This is a genomic window from Pseudoalteromonas sp. SWXJZ94C, assembly GCF_015864385.1.
Classification (GTDB): domain Bacteria; phylum Pseudomonadota; class Gammaproteobacteria; order Enterobacterales; family Alteromonadaceae; genus Pseudoalteromonas.
Genome location: NZ_JADYXF010000019.1, coordinates 18,989 through 34,316, shown reverse-complemented (window position 1 = coordinate 34,316; position 15,328 = coordinate 18,989). Strand labels below are relative to the sequence as shown.

16 protein-coding genes are annotated in these 15,328 nt (G+C 38.0%); 9 read left to right on the top strand and 7 right to left on the bottom strand.

Annotation, left to right across the window (positions count from 1 at the left end; translation table 11 throughout):
• A complete protein-coding gene (gene rpoE, locus I6F65_RS09890) occupies window positions 1-582 on the bottom strand; it encodes an RNA polymerase sigma factor RpoE (protein WP_024610591.1) in 582 nt (193 codons plus the stop codon).
• Between the two features lie 246 nt (window positions 583-828).
• Between rpoE and nadB the strand changes: the two genes are divergently transcribed.
• The gene (gene nadB / locus I6F65_RS09885) at window positions 829-2,433 is read left to right on the top strand and encodes an L-aspartate oxidase (protein ID WP_197112699.1); all 1,605 of its coding nucleotides are present in this window, start codon (window positions 829-831) and stop codon (window positions 2,431-2,433) included.
• Here nadB and I6F65_RS09880 read toward each other — a convergent pair.
• Entirely contained in the window at window positions 2,414-2,755 is a 342-nt protein-coding gene (locus I6F65_RS09880) for a hypothetical protein (RefSeq protein WP_166110451.1), read from the bottom strand. The genes nadB and I6F65_RS09880 overlap by 20 nt on opposite strands.
• A gap of 55 nt (window positions 2,756-2,810) precedes the next feature.
• Window positions 2,811-3,062, bottom strand: coding sequence for a succinate dehydrogenase assembly factor 2 (locus tag I6F65_RS09875; protein ID WP_024610594.1), 252 nt, complete (start codon window positions 3,060-3,062; stop codon window positions 2,811-2,813).
• Window positions 3,063-3,226: 164 nt separating this feature from the next.
• Between I6F65_RS09875 and ygfZ the strand changes: the two genes are divergently transcribed.
• A complete protein-coding gene (ygfZ, locus tag I6F65_RS09870; protein ID WP_197112697.1) occupies window positions 3,227-4,138 on the top strand; it encodes a tRNA-modifying protein YgfZ in 912 nt (303 codons plus the stop codon).
• A 12-nt stretch (window positions 4,139-4,150) separates the two neighbouring features.
• Window positions 4,151-4,636 carry a peptidylprolyl isomerase gene (locus tag I6F65_RS09865; protein WP_024610596.1) on the top strand — a complete coding sequence of 162 codons (486 nt, stop codon included), beginning with the start codon at window positions 4,151-4,153 and terminating at the stop codon, window positions 4,634-4,636.
• 42 nt (window positions 4,637-4,678) lie between these two features.
• On the opposite strand, the gene I6F65_RS09860 is transcribed toward I6F65_RS09865, so the two are convergent.
• The 3 genes from I6F65_RS09860 to I6F65_RS09850 are packed head-to-tail and all read right to left on the bottom strand — an operon-like array spanning window position 4,679 to window position 6,369.
• A complete protein-coding gene (locus tag I6F65_RS09860; protein WP_024610597.1) occupies window positions 4,679-5,167 on the bottom strand; it encodes a hypothetical protein in 489 nt (162 codons plus the stop codon).
• Between the two features lie 26 nt (window positions 5,168-5,193).
• Window positions 5,194-6,006 carry a DUF481 domain-containing protein gene (locus I6F65_RS09855; protein WP_166110437.1) on the bottom strand — a complete coding sequence of 271 codons (813 nt, stop codon included), beginning with the start codon at window positions 6,004-6,006 and terminating at the stop codon, window positions 5,194-5,196.
• Between the two features lie 42 nt (window positions 6,007-6,048).
• A complete protein-coding gene (locus I6F65_RS09850) occupies window positions 6,049-6,369 on the bottom strand; it encodes an HI1450 family dsDNA-mimic protein (RefSeq protein ID WP_024610599.1) in 321 nt (106 codons plus the stop codon).
• Window positions 6,370-6,623: 254 nt separating this feature from the next.
• Here I6F65_RS09850 and I6F65_RS09845 point away from each other — a divergent pair, with 254 nt between their 5' ends.
• The 4 genes from I6F65_RS09845 (at window position 6,624) to I6F65_RS09830 (ending at window position 9,451) form a co-directional block, all read left to right on the top strand.
• On the top strand, window positions 6,624-7,415 hold the full coding sequence (locus I6F65_RS09845) for a crotonase/enoyl-CoA hydratase family protein (RefSeq protein ID WP_197112695.1): 792 nt from the start codon (window positions 6,624-6,626) through the stop codon (window positions 7,413-7,415).
• Window positions 7,416-7,487: 72 nt separating this feature from the next.
• Window positions 7,488-7,841: a CidA/LrgA family protein gene (locus tag I6F65_RS09840; RefSeq protein ID WP_197112694.1), complete on the top strand. Its 354-nt coding sequence runs from the start codon at window positions 7,488-7,490 to the stop codon at window positions 7,839-7,841.
• Window positions 7,834-8,577, top strand: coding sequence for an LrgB family protein (locus tag I6F65_RS09835; protein WP_197112692.1), 744 nt, complete (start codon window positions 7,834-7,836; stop codon window positions 8,575-8,577). The genes I6F65_RS09840 and I6F65_RS09835 overlap by 8 nt, the downstream gene beginning before the upstream one ends.
• Window positions 8,578-8,614: 37 nt before the next feature.
• Entirely contained in the window at window positions 8,615-9,451 is an 837-nt protein-coding gene (locus I6F65_RS09830; protein ID WP_197112690.1) for a mechanosensitive ion channel family protein, read from the top strand.
• Between the two features lie 64 nt (window positions 9,452-9,515).
• Here the strand turns inward: I6F65_RS09830 and I6F65_RS09825 are convergent, their stop codons facing one another.
• The gene (locus I6F65_RS09825) at window positions 9,516-9,998 is read right to left on the bottom strand and encodes a winged helix-turn-helix transcriptional regulator (RefSeq protein ID WP_024611914.1); all 483 of its coding nucleotides are present in this window, start codon (window positions 9,996-9,998) and stop codon (window positions 9,516-9,518) included.
• Between the two features lie 169 nt (window positions 9,999-10,167).
• On the opposite strand from I6F65_RS09825, the gene putA reads away from it, so the two are divergent.
• Complete coding sequence (gene putA, locus I6F65_RS09820) at window positions 10,168-13,971, top strand: bifunctional proline dehydrogenase/L-glutamate gamma-semialdehyde dehydrogenase PutA (RefSeq protein ID WP_197112688.1); 3,804 nt, start codon at window positions 10,168-10,170, stop codon at window positions 13,969-13,971.
• 119 nt (window positions 13,972-14,090) lie between these two features.
• The gene (locus I6F65_RS09815; RefSeq protein WP_197112686.1) at window positions 14,091-15,284 is read left to right on the top strand and encodes an HD-GYP domain-containing protein; all 1,194 of its coding nucleotides are present in this window, start codon (window positions 14,091-14,093) and stop codon (window positions 15,282-15,284) included.
• Window positions 15,285-15,328: the final 44 nt, after the last annotated feature.

The window sequence follows — 15,328 nt, the reverse complement described above, 5'->3', positions numbered from 1 at the left end:
CTAAGACTCGCCTATTAATGGGTGTAATTTATTATCTATTGCTTCGCGGGCACGAAATATACGCGAACGTACCGTACCGACTGGGCAATCCATTACTACGGCTATTTCTTCATAGCTCATCCCTTCAATTTCTCTGAGGGTGATCGCAGTTTTAAGGTCTTCAGGCAAACTATCAATCGTACTAAAAATAACAGCGCGTACTTCTTCGCTTAACAGCAAATTTTCAGGGGATGCATTTGAGCGCATCGAATCCGCGCAGTCATAAAACTCTGCTTCTTCAGCGTCTATATCATTTGCTGGCGGTTTACGACCCTGTGCAACTAAGTAATTTTTAGCACAATTAACGGCAATACGGTATAACCAAGTATAAAAGGCACTATCACCTCTAAAGTTAGGAAGCGCACGGTAAGCTTTAATAAATGCTTCTTGTGCTACATCTGCAACATCACCTTGATTCGACACATAACGTGAGATCAAACCTGCAATCTTGTTTTGATACTTCTTTACTAATAGGTTAAAGGCATTTTTATCGCCTTCCTGAACCCTTTTTACTAGCACTAAATCCAATTCCTGCTCGCTCATTCGAGCCGGTACTCCTATGTCTGATTTTTGCTTGTTATTTATATTATCGCCATTGTTCACAAATACTATGACTTCCATATGAATAAAAAGTTCTGCTTAATATTATTTTTATATAAATTAGTTCTAAATAACGACGCTAAGCCATTAAAATCACTACGTAGTAATATGACAAATATGGTACAACTACATATATTAAAAACAAATATTGCTCTATTACGAGCATTGTAACCGCAAAGTACCCCTGACATGAACCAAAATAAACATCATATTGCAGATGTCGCTATTATAGGTAGCGGCGCAGCGGGCTTATCACTTGCCTTGTCTTTAGCTAACTATTGTAACGTTACCGTGATCAGTAAAGGAGCGCTTACCGAAGGCTCTACACTTTATGCTCAAGGTGGCATAGCAGCAGTATTTGATAAACAAAATGACAGCATTGAGTCTCACGTAGAAGATACACTCGATGCAGGTGGCGGTTTGTGCGACAGAGACGCCGTTCATTATACTGCGAGTAACGCTCATGATTGCCTGCAATGGCTAATTGATCAAGGCGTGCCTTTTGATATGGAGTTTGATAGCAAAGGTAAAGAGCGTTTTCATTTAACGCGCGAAGGTGGTCATAGCCATCGTCGTATTTTGCATGCTGCTGATGCGACTGGTAAAGCGGTGCAAACTACACTAATTAGCCAAGTTAAAATTCATAAAAACATTACGCTTCTTGAGCAATATAACGCAATTGACTTAATTACAGATAAAAGTGCAGGTAAAACTGGCTCACACATTGAAGGTATGTATGTGTGGAACAAAAAAGCTAAAAAAGTAGAAACCATTTCAGCAAAATTTGTCGCCCTTGCAACCGGTGGCGCTAGCAAAGTGTACTTGTATACATCAAATCCAGACGTTTCAAGTGGTGATGGTATTGCTATGGCTTGGCGCGCTGGGTGTAAAGTCGCCAATATGGAATTTAATCAATTTCATCCAACAAGTTTATACCACCCAGAATTACAAAACTTTTTAATTACTGAAGCAATGCGTGGCGAAGGTGCTTATTTAAAACGCCCTGACGGCACTCGTTTTATGAAAGACTTTGATGAACGAGAAGAGCTTGCTCCGCGCGATATTGTTGCTCGCGCAATTGACTTTGAAATGAAACGCCTTGGCGCTAACTGTGTGTACCTTGATATAAGCCATAAAGATCAAGAATTTATTATTGAGCACTTCCCTACTATTTACGCAAAATGTTTAAGTGTAGGTATTGATATAACAAAAGAAGCGATTCCGGTTGTACCCGCGGCTCACTATACTTGTGGCGGCGTAATGACAGACTTTAACGGTAAAACCGATTTAGACAATTTATATGCTATAGGTGAAGTTGCATACACGGGCTTACATGGTGCAAACCGTATGGCAAGTAATTCACTATTAGAGTGTATTGTTTTTGCTCACGCTGCTGCAAAAGATATTTTAAGCAAAATTGAACGCGCACCAGAACCGATTGCTCTTCCTCACTGGGACGAAAGCCGTGTTAGTAACTCAGATGAAGAAATTGTAATTACTCATAATTGGCATGAATTACGTTTGTTTATGTGGGATTACGTGGGAATTGTTCGCTCAACCAAACGTTTAGAACGTGCGCTTCACAGAGTTGAGTTACTACAGCAAGAGATACACGATTACTACGCTAACTTTAGAGTAAGTAATAACTTATTAGAACTACGTAATTTAGTACAAGTCGCTGAATTAATTATTAGAAGTGCAATGGAACGTAAAGAAAGTCGAGGTCTGCATTATACTATTGACTATCCAAAGCAAAATAAAAACCCAAAACCTACTATTTTAACGCCGCGTTAAATAACGCACGTTTTAACCTTACATAGCTTTGTTCATTAACACCATTGGCTGATATTATTAGCCAATGGTTTGTATTAAAACCTTTAATATACAACCAAATACTATTACCAAATAAGCGACTTTTAATACTTATCTCACCTTGAATTTTTAACGTAGTACTTTCAAATCTAAATTGGTTAGGCTCTAATATAATTGTACCTTGCAGTGGGTGTGCAGCTAATATTTTACGCCAAACAAATAACCCACTTAACGCATTAACAACGATGCAGAAAATCATTGCCGTAATTGAGCTTAAAAATAAACATAATATTAAAGCAAGCATACAAAAAAAGACCACAATCGGTTTGTGGTCTGCTTTATTTTCTGTAACCGTAAATCTATACACGAACTCTATCTAGAATAAGCTGAACCATGGCATTTAACTGCTCATCTTTACATTCTTGATGACCCATAAACCATGCAAACAAATCTGGGTCTTCTTCTGTTAATAAACGTTGAAAAATAGCTTGTTGTTCTGCGCTCAAAGAATCGTATGCGTCTTCAACAAACGGCATAAACAAAACATCTAGCTCTAACATACCACGACGACAAGCCCAACGAATACGTGCTTTACTATGAATCTCGACCATTTTAAACCTCATACTTAATTGCCCCAAGTTTAACAAATACAAGCCTATTTAGCAGCTATTAATCTCTCATTAAAGAATAAATCGACGCTGCCTATTGCTAGTCTGTACCATACGTATTAACTGCGTTATTATGTCACTTCATTTATATTGCAAAGAAGGTTTTTATGTCGAGCGTTTATGCATGTCCATTATCTCATAAACTTATTAGCCTTAATGGTGCTGATAAATTATCTTACTTACACGGACAAATCACTCAAGATCTCAATAAACTAACTAACAGCAATTATTTATGGGCTGGTCATTGTAGTGCAAAAGGAAAACTTTGGGGGGTGTTTAAATTATTCGCCCATCAAGACAGCTACTATTTAGCTGGTAGCGACGCTGAAGTAGAAAAATCTTTAGCTGAGCTTAAAAAATATGCCGTATTTGCAAGGGTTGATATAAGCGCCGCTTCACAGCGCTTAATTGGTCTTATTGGCGATGACTTAACCGAGATACTTACGCAACTCAATATCAATTTTGAAGATGATGCTACAGCATGCGACTTTAGCCATGGTAAAGCATTAAAACTAGCAAGTAACCGCGTATTATTAATGGTTGATAGCCAATTTAGTGTTCCTGATAATGTATCGACTCTTGATACAGATGCCCCATGGAAACAAGCGGAAATTTTAGCTGGAGAGCCTCAATTAAGCTCTGAAGCTATTGGCGAGTACGTACCACAAATGGTTAATTTACATGCTATTAATGGTATTAGTTTTAAAAAAGGTTGTTATACAGGTCAAGAAACCGTGGCACGTATGAAATACCTAGGTAAAAACAAACGTGCAATGTATATCGTTACTGGGCAAAGCGAAGGGCTGCTTAGTGAACCTGATTTAGAAATTCAATTAGGCGAAAACTGGCGTCGTGCAGGCAAGCTTATTACGCAAAGCTTTGATGAGCAAACAAACAGATTAACGGGCCTTGTTGTGTTGCCAAACGATACTGATGTAACTCAGGTATTTCGTGCAAAACACACACCTCAGGTAGAGCTAAGCATTCTGCCTCTACCTTACTCTCTTGAAGATGAATAAATAGGAATGACTATGATCGTTGCGCAAAACAAAGTAGTAAAGATGCATTATTCTGTTATGGATAATGATGGTAATAGCATTGATAACTCGTTCGGTGGTGAACCACTACTTTTTATTATTGGCACAGGCTATTTAATTTCAGGTTTAGAAAATGCTCTACAAGGCAAACAAGCTGGCGATACGCTAAGTGTAAAAGTTGAACCTGATGAAGGTTATGGCGAGCGTCACGAAAATCTAATGCAAGCGGTGCCTAAATCTATGTTTGAAGGCATGGAAATTGAAGTGGGTATGCAATTTCGTGCATCAACAGATGATGGCGACCAATCTGTAATGATTATCGACATTCAAGATGAAGAAGTAATTGTAGATGGCAATAATCCACTTGCTGGCACTACACTTAACTTTGATGTAGAAATACTTGAAGTACGTGATGCAACAGAAGAAGAACTAACTCATGGTCACGTACATGGTGAAGGTGGTTGTGGTCACGATCACTAAGATTATGTAAAGCTGATAAAAAAAGCGCCTAAGGCGCTTTTTTTATATCATATTATTGGGTTTAACCGCTTTAGATTCGCTTTTGGGTGCCTTTGGGAGCGCGATTAATACCTTATTCTCTTTTAGGGCTGCTAATAAACCTTGCTGATCATTAGTACCTACTCGGTACATTGTGCCATCTTTAAGTGTAAGTTGAATTGCACTAAACCCAGATACTGTATATATCCAACCATCGTGGGTAATACGCATACCAATACCATGACGATACGAATTTTGAACTGCTTTTGCTTCTGCAATATCAAGAAGCTCTACGCTTTGACCTGCAACTCCGGGACCAAATGCCCAGCTAATTGTTTTATCATCTACTTTTACAGTTAATCCATGGAACAAAAAACCCACCAGCACCAAAATGCCAGCAAATATTATTAATGGTCCATCTGCGCCCAGTAAATTCCACGCAAGAGCAACAAAGCCACCAATCCATGCTAATACAAAAAAGATAAACACCGCATACTGCTTATGCTGATACATAATACTCTCTAAAATTAAATAAATACTTAAAAGCTATATACCAATGTGGCGCTAAGCTCTGAGTCGAACTTGAGTTTATCATCTTCAGGTTTTGAATTATAACGATACATGTAAGCAAATTTAAGCGATACAGCACCAATCACTTGGCTAATAAGCGCCGTTTCTGATTTCAAACGAGAATTAAGCCCAGAAAGAGATTGTTCTATACTTACATCTTGGTTAAAGCGCGTGCGTTTAGATACTAAGCGCTCCCATTGCATGGCAATACGAACTAGGTAACCTACTTTATCAAGTTCATCTTCACTTGCTTCAGAATCATCTGCAGCAACTGATCGATACAAACCAGGACCTATGTCTATATCTACTTTATTTTTGCTTCCTTGATATACACGTGAGCCATAACCAGTCGCAATTGTGCCCTTAAAGTCGAGACCACTAAATTCATCTTCTTCATAATCACCGTAAATAAAAAATGAAGAGTTTTTAACACCTACTTTATAATTACCTTGTGCCGATAAAAATATACGGTTAGCGGTTACGTCGGTTTCACCTGTATCATCGTTGTGATCACGTTTATAAAGGGTATCTATTTTGAATTGGTTTCGCCATTTTTCAAAGTCTTGATATAAATTACCTTTAAACTTGAAACTGGTCGAATTGGTGTTGCCTTTACTTAAAATAAAGCCAAATTCGGTGTCGCCGTACAGCATTTCACCTTTATGCAAATCATGAATTTCTTCATCAGAGAGTTGTCCATATTCATGAAAGTCCTCAAAAGGATCAACAGCCCAGGTTGGGCAGCTAATAATTAAAAGAATTAATAATAAATACTTACGCACAGTACTCTCTCTTGAACATAATTATAAATAAATCAGACTGACTTATTCACTTTCTTTCCATAAAATATGACAAAACGGCGCGTCTTTATCACGGCTAATTAAAATCTTGGCAAATAGAACATCATCGTTTTCAAATTCTAAACCCACTAAAACCTGAATAAAATGCTCAGGCTCTATTTCAAGCGCTACAAAATCTTGCCATTGCTCATCTGGTTCGTCTTCTTCAATAAAGCCAAGATCTTCTCTAAACTCATTAAAGTCTTCAACATCTTTTTCGCTTAAGTTATTTGGCGCTAGCTCTAAAAAAATATCATAAGCTTGATGAGTTGCTTCTTCTACAGTGTATAAACGCGGACCTGACATATTCGCTTAACCTTTAAGCTTTGGAGTCCTGCTATATTATCAAATATGACAACTATTTTGTTCATAAAACATTTAAATATTCAGTTTTTTTGTAACCGAGTCATACTTTATTAAGCATTTACTTTGTTATAAGTAAAATCAACTAATTAAGACTACTCCTTTATAAAAAAATTCCATTTTTTAATAAAAATACCCTACCTTTACTTACTACTCATAACAACATAAGCTCAAACAACAGGTCAGAGGAGTGTGTAATGATTAAATTAGAAAAACAAAATGGAATTGCTACTGTCACACTTTGCAGGGCACAAAAACAAAATGCGCTGAGCTTTGAAATGTTTATTGAGTTAAAAAAGGCAATTCATAGCATAAAAAAAGATCGCAGTATTCGCGCTGTAGTAATAACCGGTGATGGCGAGCATTTTTGTGCAGGCCTTGATATATCGTCGGTAATGGCATCTCCATTTAATATTATAAAATTATTATTTAAATGGTTACCTGGCAATCAAAACTTAGCACAAAAAGTTGTCCTTGGTTGGCAATCACTGAGTGTGCCCGTTATTGCACAAATTAATGGCAATTGCTTAGGTGGTGGATTACAAATTGCGCTCGGTGCCGATTACAGAATAGTACATCACGATGCGAAACTTGCCATTATGGAAGCTCGCTGGGGTTTATGCCCCGATATGGGGGCTAATGTAATGATGAGTGGTTTAGTAAAACGTGACCAAGCACTTTGGCTTGCGAGTCATGCAAACCCTATTTCGGCATTACAGGCAAACGAACTTGGGTTAGTTACTCAACTTACCGATAATACCCAACAAGCCACACAAAATATGCTTAACATATTACTTGAGCGCTCCCCAGATACACTAGCCGCTATCAAGCGAGTGACTCAACAAAGCTATAAACCACTGCAACGCAAAATACTCGCCAAAGAAACGTTAAGCCAAATCCGCTTGTTACTAAGCTCAAATACTAAAAAGGCGATTGCTAAAGCTAAAGGAAAAACAGATATAACTTATAGTGACTCAAAGCGCTGGTAAGACTAATGCACAATGCATAAAATGCTTGGGTTTGGTAAAGTGAAGCTCTTATATTTTTTGAGAACCACTTTGATGAAATATTTGCTCAGTGGCACTATTATTTTACTGTGCTTAACGTTGGCTAAATTTATCATGCATTTTATTGGCGGAAGCTTTCCTGCACCACTACTTGCCATGGTTATTCTATTAGTTTTACTTTTATCAGGTATTGTAAAGGAGCATTATGTAAAACCATGCGCCTCACCTATTTTAAACATTATGCCTATATTTTTTATACCAGCTGGTATTGGATTTATTGAGCACCTTGGCATAATAAAATCACAATGGCCTTTTTTAGTTTCTGTCCTTGTTTTAATTCCTATTACCTCTTTATTGCTTATCAGTGGTGTTATTGCTTATTTTAAAGGGCGAGAAAACAATGATTGAGCTAATAAGCAAAGAAGTGTTAAACCTCACGCCTGACTTATGGTGGTTCAGTGTCCCTTTTATTATTACGTTATTTTTAGTGCTAAGAGCTATAAATCAACGTGTAAAAAACGGCGCATTAAAATCACTCACCAATCCTGTATTTTTAAGTATCAGTATTATTGCTTTATTACTCGTTAATTTAAATTTACCTTACACTGAGTTTGCATCACATAGTAAATTATTAAGTTGGCTATTAGAGCCTGCTATTGTCGCTTTAGCCCTGCCCTTATATCAGCAATTTGTTCACGTACGTAAAAACTTACTGTTAATAGTGACTACTTGCAGTTTAGGTATTATTAACGCCACCTTTGTCGCTTTTTTATTAAGTATGTTATTTGATGTACCAACACAGTTAAGTGCATCAGTTGCTGCACTTAGCGTTACCACCCCTATAACTTTAATTGTTACTGACTCCTTAGGTGGAATTAGCTCCCTTGCTGCTGCGTTAGTTATTTTTATCGGCTTATTAGGTGCTTTATTTGGTTTTATGCTTTTTAAACTGTTTAAAATTTATAACCATGAAGCGCAAGGTGTTGCAATAGGCACGGCATGCCATGCAATTGGTACCGCAGCTGCAATTGCAGAACACCCTAAAGTTGGCGCATTTGCATCGGTTGCAATGGCATTAAGCGCTTTACTAACCGCAATTATAGTACCGTTGTTATATCCAATTTTAATCACCATTTTGCTATAGTAAGCAAATACCACATAGTCCAAACATAGAGCGCTTTATGATCAGTTCTGAAATTGAACAATTTGAAAAATATTACACCATGCTTACTGAGTATATGGTTACCTACAGTATGCAAATTGTTGGCGCTATTTTTATCGTCCTTATTGGTTTGTGGATAGCCCAAAAGCTTGCAAAAATTGTAGCAAGCTTAATGACCCGCCATAACGTTGATATTACGCTCACTAATTTTGTGAGTAGCGTTGTAAAAGTGTTGCTAATTGTAATGGTTATAATTATTGCGCTGGGCAAAATAGGGATAAGCGTAACACCTTTTGTAGCTGCTATTGGTGCCGCATCATTAGGTGCTGGTTTAGCACTGCAAGGAATGCTCTCTAACTATGGTGCCGGTCTTGCTATTATAGCTACTCGCCCTTTTGTAGTTGGCGACACTATTGAAGTTAAAAATGTAAGTGGTCAGGTTAAAACAATAGAGCTGGGATACACTATTTTAATTAATGAAGAAAAAGTAGAGATCACAATCCCTAACAAACACATTGTTGGCGAGATTCTTCATAACTCATTTAGTTACTCATTAGTAAAAGGTGAAATAGATATTGCTTATAGCGCTTGCTCTGATAACGCAATTAGCCTTATTGAAGACGTACTTAAAGCACATGAATTAGTAGCGCAAACTCCATTATCACAAGTTGGTATTGAACGCTTTGCCGATAGCGGCGTTACAATAAGCTACCGATATTGGGTACCTACTACAAAGATCATCGAAACCAAACTTGCAATTAACGGTGGTGTTTATAAAGCAATTAATAACGCTGATATTGAAATCCCATTCCCACAACGCGTTATTACAATTAATAAAAGCGATTTAGAAAGTTAGTTTAATTTTAATTGTGGGCTTGCTTTAGCCGCAAGCTCACACTATCTGTACTTTTTAGAATAAATTAAATATCTATTATTAATCCGTCGTCTTTTTTAATTTTTTCAATCACCATATAAGTATGATGCGTACCAACGCCTGGAATATCGACTAAATCACCAAGAACTTGTCTATATTCTTCCATATTAGAAACACGTATTTTTAATAAGTAATCATAACCACCAGCAACCATATCGCATTCAACTACTTGTTGTATTCTTAAAATATGTTCTCTAAATACCTTAAACACAGCCGTGTTAGAAGCAACAAGTGATACTTGCACATGCGCAACTAAACTTTGATTAAGTTTTGCTTCGCTAAGCTTAGCGTAGTAGCCTTCAATATAGCCTTCTTGCTCTAATCGTTTTACACGATCAAGACATGGGCTTGCACTCAAATTAACCTGTTTTGCGAGGTTAACATTTGAAATTCTGCCGTTCTTTTGTAGAACGTCTAATATGGCTAAATCGATACGATCTAGCATGCGTAATCTATTTGGAATTGTCATAACAGAATTTTATGCGGATAAGTTAAATTTATGCCCTGTAAATTATCGTAAAACGCGAAATTTAACCAGCATATTCTGCTGAAATTTAATTAGAATGCACTCACTATATCACTGGTAATTTATTGGTAATTAATTTTACTTTAAATCTAAACACTCCTGGGAGTTGCTTATGTTATTCAAAGGCGATTTGACAACACACTGTCCTATTAGACAGAAAATTCGTGACTTTTACCGCATTGACGAGAATGCGGTTATTGATCATATTTTACCGCTTGCAGAAGTAGGTGTAAAAGCACGAAGTCGTGCATGGGAAAGAGCTCGCCAGATTGTTTTAAACATTCGTAAAGAGCAAGATGGGCAAGGCGGTGTTGATGCGCTTTTAAATGAATTCTCACTCTCTAGTGAAGAAGGCGTAGTATTAATGTGTTTGGCCGAAGCTTTACTTCGCGTTCCAGACAAAGCAACACAGGATGTTTTAATCCGTGACAAACTAGCTAAAGGTGATTGGAGTTCTCACTTAGGAAGCAGCGATTCTTTATTTGTAAATGCGTCTTCTTGGGGCCTACTAGTTACCGGTAAAATGGTTAACTACACAGACAAAACGAAAGAACAGCAGTTTGGTATGCTTAAAAAGACCATTGGTCGTTTAGGTGAACCCGTTATTCGTAAATCTGTAAATTTTGCTATGAAAATTATGGGTAAGCAATTCGTTATGGGTCGTACCATTGACGAAGCAATTGAACGCGCTGCCGATACAGAGCAAAAAGGCTATGTATACTCTTACGATATGCTAGGCGAAGGCGCGCGCACAATGAAAGATGCGAAGCGTTACTTTGACAGCTACATGAATGCAATACACTCTATTGGTAAAGCGGCAAATGGTCGTGGTCCAATAAAAAGCCCAGGTATTTCAGTTAAGCTTTCAGCAATCCACCCTCGTTATGAGTTCACTCATAAAGACCGTGTAATGAAAGAAATTGTACCAAAGCTAAAAGAGCTTGCGCTTGCTGCTAAAAAATACGATATCGGCTTTACCGTTGATGCAGAAGAAGCAGACCGTCTAGATATTTCTCTTGATGTTATTGAAGCCGTATTTAGCGATAAAGATTTAGGCGATTGGCAAGGGTTTGGTTTAGCTGTGCAAGCGTATCAAAAGCGCGCTATTTTTGTTATTGAATGGCTAACAGAACTTGCGACCCGTGTTGGTCGTAAAATGATGGTACGTTTGGTTAAGGGCGCTTACTGGGATACAGAAATCAAAACCACACAGCAAGACGGTTTAGACCACTACCCTGTATTTACACGTAAAGCGACAACTGACGTTTCTTATAAAGCATGTGCAATTAAAATGCTCGAAGCGCGCGACGTACTTTACCCGCAATTTGCAACGCATAACGCTTATACTGCTGCCACTATTTTAGAAGTTGCAAAAGGTGATAACACAGGCTTTGAATTTCAACGTTTGCACGGTATGGGTGAATCTTTATTTGACCAAATCGTTAACGAAGAAAAAATCCAATGTCGTGTATATGCACCCGTAGGTCAGCACGAAGACTTACTCGCTTACTTAGTACGTCGATTACTAGAAAATGGCGCTAACTCATCATTTGTAAATGCAATTGTAGATACAACTAAACCTGTTGAATCGTTACTGCCAGATCCAGTTGAAACACTGCAAGGTTTACGTAATAAGTACAATACGCAAATTAAAATGCCAATTGATTTATACGGTGAAGAACGCGCTAACTCTAAAGGCATGGATTTAACCGATATAAACGTTATTACCCCTTTCAAAGAAAACCTTGAAATCTGGTTTAACGAAAATTTAATTGAGCAAAGCCAAGTACCTGAAGGCTCGCTTGCAGTTAAAAACCCAGCTAACCATAAAGAAATTATTGGTCACGTTAAATTGCAAACTGGCGAAGAAATGAAAGTATTGCTTGCTAATGCTGAAGCTGCTTTTGAATCATGGTCGCAAACATCAGTAAAAGAGCGTGCTAATTTGCTGCGTCGAATTGCTGATATTTTAGAGCGTCATCATGACGAACTCGTTGCTATATGTATTAAAGAAGCAGGTAAAGTAGCGCAAGACGGTATTGATGAAGTACGTGAAGCCGTAGACTTTTGTCGTTATTATGCAGCGCGCGCAGAAGACTTATCGCAAGATGAGCGTTTTGAAGCCCGTGGCGTTATTTTATGTATTAGCCCATGGAACTTCCCTCTCGCTATTTTCTTAGGTCAAGTTGCTGCTGCTATTGTTACTGGTAATACAGTTATTGCAAAACCAGCAGAGCAAACAAGCTTAATCGCATTACGTGCAATTGAACTTATGCTATCTGTTGGTTTACCTGAGCATGTTGTTCAGCCTGTTATTGCTCGCGGTAGCGAAGTAGGTAAAGTGATAGTGCCTGATGAGCGAATTCAAGCAATTATGTTCACGGGTTCTACCGAAACAGGTACCATCATTTCACAAACACTCGCTGCTCGTAACGACATTCAAGTACCGCTAATTGCAGAAACTGGTGGTCAAAACTGTATGATTGTTGACTCAACAGCCCTTCCTGAACAAGTAGTTGATGATGTAATCAGCTCTGGTTTTCAAAGTGCAGGTCAACGTTGTTCAGCTCTTCGTGTTTTGTTCATTCAAGAAGACGTAGCCGATGGCATTATTGAAATGCTTAAAGGCGCATTAGCTGAATTACACATTGGTGATCCATCGTTACTTTCTACCGACGTAGGACCTGTAATTGACGAAAAAGCACTTAAAAACTTAAACGATCACGTTGAGTATTTAAAAGGCAATGCAACACTTCATTACGAGTGCAAAATTCCTGACAATACGCAAAACGGTGCATTCTTTTTTGCTCCTCGTTTATATGAAATTAAAGACTTATCAGTACTTAAGCGCGAAGTATTTGGTCCATGTGTTCATATTGTTCGCTTTAAATCGAGCGAACTAGACGATGTAATGGATCAAATAAATAACACGGGCTATGGTCTAACAATGGGTGTGCACTCACGTATTGAAGAGCGTTGTGAGTACCTTGCTAAAATGTCACGTGCAGGTAATGTTTACATTAACCGAAACATGATTGGTGCAATTGTTGGTGTGCAACCATTTGGTGGCCGTGGTTTATCAGGTACTGGTCCTAAAGCTGGTGGCCCTAACTACCTACAACGCTTAGTGAAAGAAAAAGCATCACCAGATAACGTACAAATGACTAACCTAACGCCAGACGAACTTGATTTACACCACTACAGCGGTGCAAATGAGCAAGTTAAAAAGCTAATGGCTAATTCAATGCGAGATGAAAAAATCTGGCGTGCAACTCCATTAAACGACCGAGTTTCAGCTGTGCGTCAATTGCTTGCTAAAGTTGCTACGGTAGAAATTATCGACGATTTAGCAGACGATTTAGCATTAACATTATCTGAAGCGCGCGCACAACTTAATCGCCTTGAAAAACACATGCGTAAATTTACAACCCTTCCTGGACCAACGGGTGAGTCTAATACACTTCATCTAGAGGCACGTGGTTGTGTAGTATGTTATGCAGATAAGAGCACTTCATTTAACTTCTGGGCATTATCTATTATTACCGCTATTGCAGCGGGTAATACGGTAATTACAGTAGCGTCTGAGTTGTTTTATGATGAAGCAGTCGCCTTTAAAGATAAATTTATCTCTACCGGTGTTGCTGAAGGTGTTTTTCAAGTAGCTAAACCTAATCAGTTACAAGCTATTTTGGCTCACCCTCATTTAGCGGGTGCGGTAGTTGCTGCTCGTTCGTCTCGTTTAGGCTACTTTAGCCAACAGCTTGCACAACGTAAAGGTGCTATTTTACCGGTAATTAGCTCAGAGTATTACGATACGCTAATTAAACGCCTTATTACCGAAAAAACTATCAGTATTGATACAACGGCATCAGGTGGTAACACATCACTAATGACACTCGTCGAAGACGATGATTAATTAATCTAATACTTTTTTAGTTAAAAATAAAAAAAAGGCACTGTAAAGTGCCTTTTTTATTAGGTAACACCGTATAAGTTTGTTAATTTGATAGAAGATTAGCAGCAGAAGTCGTAAATTTGAAAATACTCCCTATCTCACAATTACTCCCTGGTATGTTTGTGCAAAATGTTACAAAGCAGACTGGTAAAATAAAAGTAAAAAGCCAAGGCTGGGTTAAAACTAAGTCGAGTATAGATAAACTAATAAAAGCAGGCATTTTAGAAGTAGAAATTGACCCTGATAAAACACTCGTCGATTCAGTTCCTGAAAAAGAACCAGCCAAAATACCATCAGTAAAAATTAAAAGAGATCCTTGGCAAAAAACGCATAGCGCCGAGCAAGAAATGGGAAAAGCTAAAAAGCTTTACGACGAAGCAAAAACACTGCAAATAAAAGCATTTAAAGACATAAAAGCGGGTCGAGATATAGATATTGCGCCATTTAGAGAACTTGCTAGTGGCTTTATGGACTCTGTTTTTAGAAACCAAGATGCACTAGCGTGCCTCACACAAATGCGTCAAAAAGATGCCTATCTGCTCGAACATTCTATTAATGTATCTATCTTAATGAGTATTTTTGCAAAGCACTTAGGAATAGAAAAAGAAATTATAGAGCAGCTAACAACGGGTGCTCTATTACATGACATTGGTAAAATAAAAATCCCTGATGAGGTCCTTAACAAACCGGGTCGCTTTACCGATGACGAATTTAAGATAATGAAAATGCACTCACTTTTCAGTAAAGAAATTTTAGAAGAGTCAGGATTAACTGGTGTTGCTATTGATATAGCGGGTATGCACCATGAGCGACTGGACGGTAAAGGCTATCCATTTGGTAAAAAAGGCGATGAAATAAGCCAATACGTACGCATGGCTTCTATTGTAGATGTTTATGATGCACTTACAGCAGAGCGTGTTTACAAAGCCGGTATGGAGCCAATCAAGGCATTTAAAATATTGAAAGATGGATGCCCAGACAGCTTTGACCCTATATTACTAACTAAGTTTATTCAATGTATTGGTATTCACCCAGTGGGTACATTAGTTAAACTCTCCAGCCAAAAAGTAGGGTTAGTAACAGAAAGCAACCCAACAGCACCATTAAAACCGGTGGTTAAAACATTCTATAGCGCTAAACATAGCCGTTACACGCAAATTCAGGACATTGATTTATCAAGCAAAAAAACTTCAGATTCGCTTGAGGCTGCGGTTAAAGCCAAAGAATATAATATTGATTTAGAGCGTTTTTACAAAAATTCTATTTTACCTTAAGTGTATTAAGCTACTTCATTGAACGCAGTTAACTGCATATTGAA

Bases quoted from the DNA above. Each gene is read 5' to 3' on its own strand.
- I6F65_RS09840 (WP_197112694.1), top strand. From the start codon at position 7,488: ATGAAATATTTGCTCAGTGGCACTATTATTTTACTGTGCTTAACGTTG.
- I6F65_RS09880 (WP_166110451.1), bottom strand. From the start codon at position 2,755: ATGCTTGCTTTAATATTATGTTTATTTTTAAGCTCAATTACGGCAATG.
- I6F65_RS09860 (WP_024610597.1), bottom strand. From the start codon at position 5,167: ATGTATCAGCATAAGCAGTATGCGGTGTTTATCTTTTTTGTATTAGCA.
- I6F65_RS09865 (WP_024610596.1), top strand. From the start codon at position 4,151: ATGATCGTTGCGCAAAACAAAGTAGTAAAGATGCATTATTCTGTTATG.
- I6F65_RS09845 (WP_197112695.1), top strand. From the start codon at position 6,624: ATGATTAAATTAGAAAAACAAAATGGAATTGCTACTGTCACACTTTGC.
- I6F65_RS09830 (WP_197112690.1), top strand. From the start codon at position 8,615: ATGATCAGTTCTGAAATTGAACAATTTGAAAAATATTACACCATGCTT.
- ygfZ (WP_197112697.1), top strand. From the start codon at position 3,227: ATGTCGAGCGTTTATGCATGTCCATTATCTCATAAACTTATTAGCCTT.
- I6F65_RS09825 (WP_024611914.1), bottom strand. From the start codon at position 9,998: ATGACAATTCCAAATAGATTACGCATGCTAGATCGTATCGATTTAGCC.
- I6F65_RS09850 (WP_024610599.1), bottom strand. From the start codon at position 6,369: ATGTCAGGTCCGCGTTTATACACTGTAGAAGAAGCAACTCATCAAGCT.
- I6F65_RS09875 (WP_024610594.1), bottom strand. From the start codon at position 3,062: ATGGTCGAGATTCATAGTAAAGCACGTATTCGTTGGGCTTGTCGTCGT.
- putA (WP_197112688.1), top strand. From the start codon at position 10,168: ATGTTATTCAAAGGCGATTTGACAACACACTGTCCTATTAGACAGAAA.
- rpoE (WP_024610591.1), bottom strand. From the start codon at position 582: ATGAGCGAGCAGGAATTGGATTTAGTGCTAGTAAAAAGGGTTCAGGAA.
- nadB (WP_197112699.1), top strand. From the start codon at position 829: ATGAACCAAAATAAACATCATATTGCAGATGTCGCTATTATAGGTAGC.
- I6F65_RS09835 (WP_197112692.1), top strand. From the start codon at position 7,834: ATGATTGAGCTAATAAGCAAAGAAGTGTTAAACCTCACGCCTGACTTA.